General features: G+C 64.6%; 8 protein-coding genes. All 8 read left to right on the forward strand.

What is annotated here, in order from left to right; translation table 11 throughout:
• Positions 1-119: 119 nt before the first annotated feature.
• The 8 genes from rsmH to ftsW all read left to right on the forward strand — a co-directional run bounded on the left by rsmH (position 120) and on the right by ftsW (position 10,891).
• Positions 120-1,112, forward strand: a complete 993-nt coding sequence (gene rsmH, locus ACQCSV_RS08565) for a 16S rRNA (cytosine(1402)-N(4))-methyltransferase RsmH (RefSeq protein WP_354160039.1) — start codon at positions 120-122, stop codon at positions 1,110-1,112.
• A complete protein-coding gene (locus ACQCSV_RS08570) occupies positions 1,109-1,762 on the forward strand; it encodes a hypothetical protein (protein WP_354222869.1) in 654 nt (217 codons plus the stop codon). The genes rsmH and ACQCSV_RS08570 overlap by 4 nt, the downstream gene beginning before the upstream one ends.
• Positions 1,763-1,832: 70 nt before the next feature.
• Positions 1,833-3,629, forward strand: coding sequence for a penicillin-binding protein 2 (locus tag ACQCSV_RS08575; RefSeq protein ID WP_354154418.1), 1,797 nt, complete (start codon positions 1,833-1,835; stop codon positions 3,627-3,629).
• 89 nt (positions 3,630-3,718) lie between these two features.
• Positions 3,719-5,359: a UDP-N-acetylmuramoyl-L-alanyl-D-glutamate--2,6-diaminopimelate ligase gene (locus tag ACQCSV_RS08580; RefSeq protein WP_426939469.1), complete on the forward strand. Its 1,641-nt coding sequence runs from the start codon at positions 3,719-3,721 to the stop codon at positions 5,357-5,359.
• A 6-nt stretch (positions 5,360-5,365) separates the two neighbouring features.
• The gene (locus ACQCSV_RS08585) at positions 5,366-6,832 is read left to right on the forward strand and encodes a UDP-N-acetylmuramoyl-tripeptide--D-alanyl-D-alanine ligase (protein ID WP_354154367.1); all 1,467 of its coding nucleotides are present in this window, start codon (positions 5,366-5,368) and stop codon (positions 6,830-6,832) included.
• Positions 6,829-7,938, forward strand: coding sequence for a phospho-N-acetylmuramoyl-pentapeptide-transferase (gene mraY, locus ACQCSV_RS08590; RefSeq protein ID WP_354154366.1), 1,110 nt, complete (start codon positions 6,829-6,831; stop codon positions 7,936-7,938). The genes ACQCSV_RS08585 and mraY overlap by 4 nt, the downstream gene beginning before the upstream one ends.
• Positions 7,920-9,497, forward strand: coding sequence for a UDP-N-acetylmuramoyl-L-alanine--D-glutamate ligase (gene murD, locus ACQCSV_RS08595; protein WP_354154365.1), 1,578 nt, complete (start codon positions 7,920-7,922; stop codon positions 9,495-9,497). Before mraY ends, murD begins: the two co-directional genes overlap by 19 nt.
• A 2-nt stretch (positions 9,498-9,499) precedes the next feature.
• Positions 9,500-10,891: a putative lipid II flippase FtsW gene (gene ftsW, locus ACQCSV_RS08600; RefSeq protein ID WP_354222873.1), complete on the forward strand. Its 1,392-nt coding sequence runs from the start codon at positions 9,500-9,502 to the stop codon at positions 10,889-10,891.

A 10,891-nucleotide genomic window follows, 5' to 3' on the forward strand; every position in this document is an offset into this window, starting at 1 on the left:
CATCAGACAGTCAACCTGGCCTCACTTCCCCGGAGCCAGGCCGGCAGGATGATAGGCGCGGATGGGGATCTGGCTCAAGAAGCTACACACCAACACTCACGGCAAGAAGGGACGAAGGCATGACCGATGACCCGAAGCCAACGTCCGAACGCCATGTGCCGGTCCTCAAGAACCGGTGCATTAATTTGTTGGCCCCCGGCTTCGAAGCTGCCCGCCGCCGAGGTGAAACCCCGATCGCCATTGATGCGACCCTCGGCATGGGCGGCCACTCCGAAGCTCTGCTGGAGCGGTTCCCTGATCTGCACCTGATCGGCATCGACCGTGACGAGGAAGCCCTGGCGCTGGCAGGGGATCGACTGGGGCGCTTTGCTTCCCGGACGGATCTGGTCCACGCCGTCTACGACGAAATCGACGACGTCCTCGAAGACCTGGGTGTCGGGCAGGTCCACGGCATCCTCATGGACCTGGGCGTGTCGTCGCTGCAGCTGGACGAGCGCGAGCGTGGCTTCGCCTACTCCTTCGACGCTCCGCTGGACATGCGGATGGACACCAGCCGCGGGCAGACCGCAGCGGATGTGGTCAACAACTACAGCGAAGAGGATCTCGTCAGGATCATCCGGAAGTGGGGCGAGGAGAAGTTCGCTGGCCGGATCGCCAACAGGATTGTCGCGGCGAGGACTGCCAAGCCTTTCGCCAGCACGGGGGAACTGGTGGAACAGATCCGCTCCGTGGTTCCGGCCGCAGCCGCCAAATCGGGCGGCCATCCCGCCAAACGGACATTCCAGGCACTGCGCATCGAAGTCAATGAGGAACTGGACGTGCTGGAGCGCGCCGTTCCGGCAGCCGTGGAAGCAACGGCACTGGGCGGACGCATCGTGGTCATGTCCTACCACTCCCTCGAAGACAAGATCGTCAAGTCATTTTTCCAGGCCGGGTCCAAGTCCTCCGCGCCGCTCGGATTTCCGGTGGAACTTGAGGAACACAAGGCCTTCCTCAAAACCCTGACCAAGGGCACCGAGGTGCCCACCGCCGTCGAGATTGCAGAAAATCCACGCGCGGCCTCCGCCAGGTTGCGGGCCGTGGAACGTATCAGAGCCAGGAGCGAAGCATGAGCACTGCCGCCGTCAAGAACTTTCCGGTCGTCTCCGGCAGCAGCGCCCCGGCGATCAGGTCGCTTCCGTCTGGCGCTGGCCGCCGGGAACGCACACCTCTGTCTGTGGTCCGTTCCGCCCCCAAGAAGCGCCGGGCGCCGTTTGTCGTCATGTGTTTCGCCCTGCTCGCCGTTGCGCTCGTCACCGTGCTGGTCCTGAACATCTCAGTCTCTACCTCCCAGTACCAGCTGGTGGAACTGAGGGGTAAGCAGAGCACGCTGACCAAGCAGAACCAGGACCTGACACAGCAGGTCCAAAGCTTCGAGGCTCCCCAGAACCTGGCAGCCAAGGCCTCAGACCTGGGAATGGTCGCTTCGACGGTTAAAGGCCAGATCGATCTCTCCACCCTTGCCGTTACGGGCAAGGCAACTCCGGCTGTGAAGGGTGGCGCGGCTGGAGCGGTCATCCCCGCCCCGGCCGTCGAGGGAATGCTCATTGTGGTTCCCCCGGCAACGTCCGGGGAGCCGCTGGCGAACCGTAAACCTGCTACCGAAGAACCGGCACCTGCCGCGGCAGCCCCGCCGGTTGAAGCACCCGCTCCGCCGGCACCTGCCGTGGAGCTCCACGGCGGTTCGGTACCGGCGCCCGAACAGAAGGCGCCCGGGCTCTAACCGGTAGCCGCTGAAGGACAGCCAGTCAGGCATTAAACAGGCAATAATGGCGAGCAGCAAGGGAATCACGGTGGCGCAGAGGACCGGCAAGGCAAAAAGCGGTATGGCCCCTAACGCCACAAAACGGCTGCGCCTCGGCCTAGGCATTATGCTGACGCTGCTGTTGGTGGTGGGCGGCAAGCTCTTCTTCGTCCAGGGGCTCGACGTCGGCGGGATGGCCGCCGCTGCGCTCGATTACCGAATGCGCGCGACTTCGCTCCCTGCCGAACGCGGCAGCATCCTGGACGCAGCCGGGACGGTCCTGGCAAACAGCGTGATCCGCTACAACATTGTGGTGGACCAGACCACCAACACAAAGACCGATAAGTTCTGGCGCCTGGAGGAAGGCGCCGACAAGCTGGTTGAAGTCAGCCGGGAGCAGGGCATCAGCGAACTCGCGGCTGTCCTGGGCATGGACACTGAAGACCTCAGGAACGCCGTGACGGGTGAATCTAAATACCACATCGTCGCTAAGGACCTGAAACCGGACGTTGAGCTCAGGGTCTCGGATCTTAGTATTCCCGGCATCGTCACCGAGGGCGTCAGTAAACGCGTATACCCCAACGGTTCCGTGGCCGGTGGCATTATCGGCTTCCTCCAGGACGGAAGTACCGGCCAGGCGGGGATCGAACAGACCCAGGATGGGCTGCTGCGGGGCAAGGACGGCAAGCGGCTTTTCGAGATCGGCGCGGACGGTCTTCGGATTCCCGTCGGCGTCGATGAGCTGACACCCCCGGAAAACGGCAAGGACGTCAAGCTCACCCTCAATTCCGATCTCCAGTATTTCGCCCAGCAAGCCATCCAGAGCCAGTCGGACAAGCTCGGTGCCGAGTGGGGTGTCATCATCGTGATGGATGCCAAGACCGGCAACCTGATCGCGATGGCCGACACCAATGCGCCGGACCCGAACGATCCAGGCCGGGTGGCCGCCAAGGACCGCGGTGTGCGCTCCGTGACTGCTGCGTATGAGCCCGGATCGGTCCAGAAGATGATCACCGCGGCCGCCCTGATTGAGGAAGGAAAATCCAGCCCGCTGGACACCTTCACGCTCGGCCCGTCGTACACCGTGGACGGCCAGACGTTCACGGACTCCTTTACCCATGGCACAGAAGAGCGCACGCTCGCGGGCATCCTGGGCTGGTCCATGAACACCGGCACCGTGGCGGCCGGCTCCCGGCTCACCAAGGACCAAAGGCACGACTGGCTGAAGAAATTCGGTATCGGCGAAGCGCCGGACATCGGGCTGCCCGCCACCGCGGCCGGCATTCTTACCCCGGCCGACCAATGGGACGGCCGCCAGGAGTACACAGTGCTTTTCGGCCAGGGCGTGGCGCAGTCGACGCTGCAGACGGTCCGCGCTTTCCAGACGATCGCCAACAATGGTGTGATGCTCCAGCCGCGCCTGATTGATGCGTATGTGTCCCCGGACGGAACAGAAGAGGCGGTTGCCCCGCAGCCTTCCCGCCAGGTGGTGTCTGACGGCACGGCGCAACAGGTCCAGGACATCCTGGAAAGCGCGGTGACCGAAGGTCAGATCAAGGACGCCGCGATCGACGGGTACCGGGTGGGGGCAAAGACCGGAACGTCTGAATCTCCGTGCGACGACGGGAAGTCAGGGTTCTGCGGCTACACCGCTTCCATCGTGGGGATGGCACCGATGGACGACCCGCGGTTTATTGTTGAGGTGGTACTGCAGCGTCCGAAGGGCAGCATCTACGGCATCACGCAGGGGCCGGTGTTCCGTTCGGTCATGAGCCAGGCCCTGCGCACCTACAACGTCCAGCCGTCCACGGGTGAACCGGCCAGGTTGCCGCAGTACGCCAAGTAGCATCAAGCCAGGCAGCAGTTCCCCGAATGCCCGCAGTGGAAGCAGTTTCCCGCGGGCATGATCCACTAGCACCACCATCGGAGATTCCCTTGTCAGACCAGAACGCATCAGCCAACAACGCGGGGCCGGCAGGGGAACCAGCCCCCGCGCGGTTCAGGCCTACGGCCGTTGCTGCGGTCCGCCTGGACGCGATCGGAGACGCGATCGGTGTGCATGTCCCGGGTGCCTCCGCTGCCGTCAGCGTCATGGGAATTTCACTGAACTCGCGAACCGTGGAACCGGGAGACCTCTATGTGGCGCTGCCCGGTGCCGCCCGCCATGGCGCCGACTTCGTTTCGCAGGCGGTCGGCAGGGGAGCGGTGGCAGTCCTGACCGACGCCGCCGGCGCCCGCCTTCTCGCGCTGTCAGGGGACACTGCCGTTCCCGTCCTCGTGGTGGACGGACCGCGCAACGTGGTGGGGCCGCTGTCCGCCATGATCTACCAGAGCCAGCCAACAGCCGGGCGGACGCCGCGCTTGTACGGTGTGACGGGAACCAACGGCAAGACCACTACCACGTACTTCATTAACGCCCTCCTCCGTGCGCTCGGGCAGCAGACCGGCCTGATCGGAACCATCGAAATCCTGGCCGGCGGAGAGCCGGTTCCCAGCCTCCTGACCACACCCGAGTCACCGGATCTTCACGGCTTGCTCGCCCTCATGCGGGAACGGGGGCTGGACGCCGCCTCCATGGAAGTTTCCTCCCACGCCGTATCCTTCCAGCGGGTGGACGGTGTGCTCTTCGACGTTGCCGGTTTTACGAACCTGACGCAGGACCATCTGGACCTGCACGGCACCATGGAGGACTACTTCGCCACGAAGGCGGAACTGTTCACCCGGGGCCGTGCCCGCAGGGCTGTGGTGACGGTCGACGACGAATGGGGCCGCAGGCTTGCCGCCACGGCACCGATCCCGGTCACCACACTCTCGATGGCACCCGGCGCAGCTCCCACCGACTGGACGGTCACCGCCACTGCCGCGCGGGGGTTGGGTACCGACTTCAGCCTTGAGGGACCCGAGGGCGTCACCCTGAATGTACACACCGGCCTGCCCGGCGCTTTCAACGTCGCGAACGCCGCGCTGGCCACGGTAATGGTCATCGCCAGCGGAATGGACGCCACCACGGTGCAGGCTGGCCTGGACCACCACGACCCTTTCACCGTGGCCGTTCCGGGACGCATGCAGCTCGTCTCCGAGGAACCGGCGGCTGTAGTGGACTTCGCCCACAACACTGATGCCCTGGCACGCGCACTGGAAGCAGTCAGGTCACCGCTTCCCGGCTCCCGGGTGATTGTGGTTTTCGGAGCCACAGGACAGCGCGACCAGGGCAAGCGACCAGCCATGGGCGCCGTCGCCGCGAAGATGGCCGACATCGTCATCGTCACGGATGACGACCCCCACGATGAGGACCCTGCGGCCATCAGGGCAGATGTGCTGGCGGGCGCACGGCCAGCCCGCGAACAGGAATCACCAGGGTGTGTCATCGAAGAGGTTTATCCCCGCGACGCCGCCATCCGACGGGCCGTTGAACTGGCAGGTCCAAGCGACACCATTCTGGTGGCAGGCCGGGGGCACGAGGTCTGGCAGGAAGTCAAGGGCGTCAACCTGGCGCTCGACGACCGGGTGGAACTGCGGAACGCCTTGACAGCCAGGGGATTCACCGTTCTTCGAGACGACCGGATAGAGTCCTAGACCGAGATGATTGCACTTACTGCGGCGGAAATCGCCGAAATCACACACGGCCGCCTGGACGCCGATCCGGGGATTACACCCCTGTCAGTGGTCACTGATTCGCGGGAGGCTGCCCCTGGGTCCTTGTACGTGGCGAAACCCGGCGAGCACGCCGACGGCCACGACTTCGTTGCCGCGGCCGTCAGCCGCGGCGCGGTGCTGGTTCTGGCTGAGCGCCCCGTGACAGGGCCGGATGGCGTTAACTATCCGGCCGTCCTGGTCGATGATGTCGTGCTGGCCATGGGCGCACTGGCATCCGAAGCGGTACGTCGGATCCGGCTGGCCCGGTCTGCTGCAAGCGATGCCCTGACCGTCATTGGGATCACCGGTTCCGCCGGTAAAACCACCACTAAGGACCTCCTCGCCGGCATCCTCACAGAGCAGGGCGCCACCGTTGCCCCGCAAGGGTCCTACAACGGCGAGGTGGGCGTGCCCCTGACGGTCTTCCGGGCCGACACCCAAACGCGGTATCTGGTGATCGAGATGGGCGCCACGGGCATCGGGCACATCCGCTACCTGGCCAACATGGTGAAGCCTGACATCGGCGTCGTCCTAGGCATCGGCACTGCCCACGCCGGAGAGTTCGGCGGCGTGGACAACATTGCCCGGGCCAAGGGCGAGCTGGTGGAGGCCCTCGCGGCCGGCAGCACTGCCATCATCAACCTCGACGACGACCGCGTCGCTGCCATGCGCAGCCGCACCGGCGCCAGCGTGCTGGGCTTCTCGGCCGAAGGGCGCCCTGACGCGACCGTTCGGGCCCTGAATCCGGATACTAACGCCCAGGGCAACCCGGAATTCGAGCTCGTCCTGCCCGGCGGTGAAACAGGCGTGCACGTCAGCAGCCGCCTCATTGGCGCCCACCACACAGGCAACCTCCTCGCCGCAGCAGCTGCCGCGCACGCGGCCGGAGTTCCCGGCAAGGACATCGCCGCATCGCTGAGCGCACAGTCAGCGGCAAGCCGTTGGCGGATGGAACGCACGGAACGTGCTGACGGGGTGACCGTAATCAACGACGCCTACAACGCGAACCCGGAGTCCATGCGGGCGGCCCTGCGCACCCTGGCCGACCTGGGCCGCGGACGCCGCACCTGGGCGGTCCTGGGCGCCATGCTGGAACTGGGACCTGATTCAATCCGTGAACACACCGTTGTGGGCACCCAGGTGGTCCGCCTGAACATTTCCCGGCTGGTCGTCGTCGGCCGCGAAGCCCGCGCACTTTACGTTTCCGCCGTCCAGGAGGGTTCCTGGGGCGACGAATGCGTATTTGCCGAAACCGCCGAGGACGCCTACGCGCTTCTGAACGCTGAGCTTCAACCCGGCGACCTGGTGCTTTTCAAGTCGTCCAACAGCGTTGGACTGCGGCACCTTGGCGATCGGATAGCATTACCCCCACAATCCACCGAACCCACCGATGAAGGGAGCGAACTGCTGTGATTGCACTCTTGATCGGCGCAGGACTTGCCCTGCTGTTTGCCTTGGTGGGAACGCCGCTGTTTATCCGCTTGCTTGTCCGCAAGAGCTACGGCCAATTCATTCGTGATGACGGACCCACCTCCCACCACACTAAACGCGGTACTCCCACCATGGGCGGCACCGTGGTGGTGGGCGCGGTCCTGCTCAGCTATGGCCTGACCCACCTGATTATGTGGATGATTAACCCGGATTCAGGAGGCCCCTCCGCCTCGGCCCTGATCCTGTTGTTCCTGATGGTCGGCATGGGGCTGGTGGGCTTCCTGGACGATTTCATCAAGATCTCGCGGCAGCGGAGCCTTGGCCTCGACGCGAAGGCCAAGCTCATCCTCCAGGCCGCCGTGGGCATAGCCTTCGCTATCCTGGCACTGAACTTTCCCGATCCGGACGGCCTGACGCCGGCCTCGACCAAAATTTCCCTGGTCCGTGACATTCCCTGGCTGGACCTGGCCTTCGCCGGCACGGTAGTCGGTGCAATCCTCTTTGTGTTGTGGTCCAACCTGATTGTCACCGCTGCGACCAACGGCGTGAACCTCACTGACGGACTGGACGGGCTAGCGGCCGGTGCGTCGGTCATGGTATTCGGTGCCTACACGCTGATGGGAATCTGGCAGAACAACCAGGGCTGCGGGTCACCGCGCGAGACCGGCAGCGGCTGCTACTCCGTCCGGGACCCCCTGGACCTGGCGCTCCTGGCCGCTATCCTTAGCGCAGCCTTAGTGGGGTTCCTCTGGTGGAACACGTCCCCGGCGAAGATCTTTATGGGCGACACCGGGTCATTGGCCATCGGCGGCGCGATCGCCGGCTTTGCCATCTTGTCCCGCACGGAACTGTTGCTGGGAATCATCGGCGGCCTGTTCGTCCTGATCACGCTGTCCGTGATTATCCAGGTGGGCTACTTCAAGGCCACCGGCGGGAAACGCGTCTTCAAGATGGCTCCGCTGCAGCACCACTTCGAGCTCAAGGGCTGGGCAGAAGTCACGGTGGTGGTCCGGTTCTGGATCCTGGGCGGGCTCTTTGTGGCCGTGGGCCTGGGTGTCTTCTACGCTGAATGGGTTGTGCTCCTGTGACTGTTTCTCCCCGCCTGCAAAACCTGGTCAGTTGGGATTCGGATTGGGCAGGGCTGCGCGTTGCAGTGACCGGCATCGGAGTGTCCGGGTTCGCTGCTGCAGATACCCTCATCGAACTCGGGGCCCGGGTGGTGGTGGTTGATGCCGCCACCAGCGATACAGCCAGGGCACAGGCCGACACCCTGAAGATCGTCGGTGCCGTGGACGTGCTACTGGGCGAGGAGGCCGTAAACCGGATCCCCAAAATCGATGGAGGCTTCCCCGAACTCATCGTGACCTCCCCGGGCTGGCGTCCCGACCAGGCGCTCCTGGCAGCCGCGGCACGCGCGCACATTCCGGTCTGGGGCGACGTCGAGCTTGCCTGGCGCCTGCGCGTCCGGGCCGGGCACAAAACCGCTGACTGGCTGACCATCACCGGCACCAACGGCAAAACCACCACGGTGGGCCTGACCGCGTCGATGTTGCAGGCTGCCGGACTTAAGGCCATCGCGGTCGGCAACGTGGGCACCCCTATCCTGGATGCCCTTCGCGACCCCGTGGAGTACGACGCCTTCGCCGTTGAACTTTCCAGTTTCCAGCTGCACTGGGCTGAATCGCTGTCGCCGGTGGCCAGCGTCTGCCTGAATGTTGCCGAGGACCACGTTGACTGGCATGGATCCTACAATTCTTACCTCGCGGACAAAGCAAAGGTCTACGCGCGGACCCAGAAGGCGTGCATCTTCAACGCGGAGCAGATCGAGACCGAACGGATGGTTGAAGACGCCGACGTCATCGAGGGCTGCCGTGCGGTCGGGGTCACGACGCTCACCCCGGCCATCAGCATGCTCGGCGTGGTTGAGGGCCTGCTGGTGGACCGTGCGTTTATCGAGGAACGCAAGGACAGCGCAGCCGAGCTGGCCTCGATGAGCGACTTGGGCCAGTTTGCGCCCCGGCACATGGTGGCCAACGCCCTTGCGGCGGCGGCCTTGGTCCGGGCCTACGGTGTGGATGCGAAGGCAGTGCGCCAGGGAATCCAGGACTACGTGCCCGGCAACCATCGCATCCAGCCTGTCGCCAAGCAGAACGGCGTGCTCTGGGTCAACGATTCCAAGGCCACCAACCCACACGCAGCGGCAGCTTCACTGGCCACCTTTGAGAACGTCATCTGGATCGCGGGCGGCCTGTCCAAGGGCGTCAGCTACGACCATCTCGTCCGGGACAATGCGGCCCGGCTCAAGGCCGTGGTGCTCATCGGCACGGATACCGCCGCCCTGGCGGACGCCTTGCAGCGACACGCGCCCGATGTCCCCGTGATCACGACGCCGGCGGGCGACACTGAAAATATGCAGACTGCCGCAACGGGCGGGGCCATCACAGGCAGCTCGCCGGATTCCGGTGCAGCCGTGATGTCCCGGGCCGTTGCGTCAGCGGCGCAGCTGGCTGCATCAGGCGACACCGTGCTGATGGCCCCGGCAGCTGCTTCCATGGATCAGTTCTCTTCCTATGCTCACCGCGGCGACGCCTTTATTGACGCTGTCCGCGAGCTGGTGGAAGGGCAGGCCCAGACCGGCGAGGAGTAACAATGGTCAGCACGCCCACCCGGTCGCCGGACTCCCGGCCGCACTCCGGGAAACCCGCTTCGCCCATAAAGTCCACCATCACCCTGCCGGACCGGATCCGGGGCATGTACCGGGCCTTCTGGTCAATGCTGGAAGGAACCGGTACTTCCAAGAACGGCTCAACGTACTACCTGATCCTCGGTTCCACGCTGGCCCTGACCGCAATCGGCATCATGATGGTGCTGTCGGCCTCAAGCGTCGAATCCATCGCTGCCGGAAAATCGCCGTACGGCGACGCCCTCAAGCAGGGTATGTTCGCGGCCATCGGCATTTTCACCATGTTTGTCCTCTCGCGGATCAACGTGGTCTGGCTAAAGCGCCTGGCTTGGCCCGGCCTGGGCGTGGCCCTTCTCCTCCTGGTCCTGGTGCAGCTGATCGGTGACGAAGTCAACGGAAACAAGAACTGGATCGACCTCGGCGGCATCACCTTCCAGCCGTCCGAGGCGTCCAAGCTGACACTGGCTCTGTGGATGGCCACAGTCCTGGCCAGGAAAGGGAAGCTGCTGCGGCGCTGGCTCCACGTGCTGATCCCGGCCGTGCCGCTGGCGGGTGCGGTGATCGCCCTGGTCCTGCTGGGCAATGACCTGGGGACAGCCATGATCATCATGATGATCACCGCCGCCGCCCTCTTCTTCGCCGGCGTACCGCTGTACCTGTTCGGATTCGCTGCCCTGGCGGCCGCAGCAGGCACAGCTGTCATGGCCATCACCAGTTCAAACCGCATGTGCCGCATCACCTCGTGGTGGACCGGCCAGTCCTGTGCCGACGGCATTGACGCCAATTACCAGGCCACCAACGGGCTCTACGGGCTCGCTTCCGGAGGCTGGTTCGGCGTCGGCCTCGGCCAGAGCCGGCAGAAGTACAGCTGGATCCCGGAAGCCCACAACGACTTCATTTTCGCCATTATCGGCGAGGAACTCGGCCTCGTGGGCACCGTCGTCGTGCTTGTCCTCTTTGCAATCCTCGGGGCTGCCATCTACCGCGTCGTGGTGGCTCAGGAAGATATGTTCCACCGGGTGCTGGCGGGCACCATCATGGTTTGGCTGCTGGGGCAGGCCACGGTCAACATGGCCGTGGTGACAGGGCTGATGCCTGTGATCGGCGTGCCGCTGCCGTTCATTTCCTACGGCGGTTCGGCACTTCTGATGTCGCTCTGCGCCGTGGGAGTGGTGTTGTCGCTCGCCCGCGCTCAGATGGCGCTGGCCCTCCGGCCGAAGAAACTGCTCAATTTCGGCGCCCGGAAGGCCGGCGGAGCCCCTGGCCGAACAGTTGCCGGCCGCAAAACAACTGGCACCAACACGGCCGGCCGCAATAAAACCGCCGGCGCCAAAACAACAGCAAGAAAGCGTTCGTAG

It is taken from the genome of Pseudarthrobacter sp. S3, assembly GCF_050156905.1.
Lineage (GTDB): Bacteria > Actinomycetota > Actinomycetes > Actinomycetales > Micrococcaceae > Arthrobacter.

Bases quoted from the DNA above. Each gene is read 5' to 3' on its own strand.
- ACQCSV_RS08585 (WP_354154367.1), top strand. From the start codon at position 5,366: ATGATTGCACTTACTGCGGCGGAAATCGCCGAAATCACACACGGCCGC.
- murD (WP_354154365.1), top strand. From the start codon at position 7,920: ATGGGTTGTGCTCCTGTGACTGTTTCTCCCCGCCTGCAAAACCTGGTC.
- ftsW (WP_354222873.1), top strand. From the start codon at position 9,500: ATGGTCAGCACGCCCACCCGGTCGCCGGACTCCCGGCCGCACTCCGGG.
- rsmH (WP_354160039.1), top strand. From the start codon at position 120: ATGACCGATGACCCGAAGCCAACGTCCGAACGCCATGTGCCGGTCCTC.
- ACQCSV_RS08570 (WP_354222869.1), top strand. From the start codon at position 1,109: ATGAGCACTGCCGCCGTCAAGAACTTTCCGGTCGTCTCCGGCAGCAGC.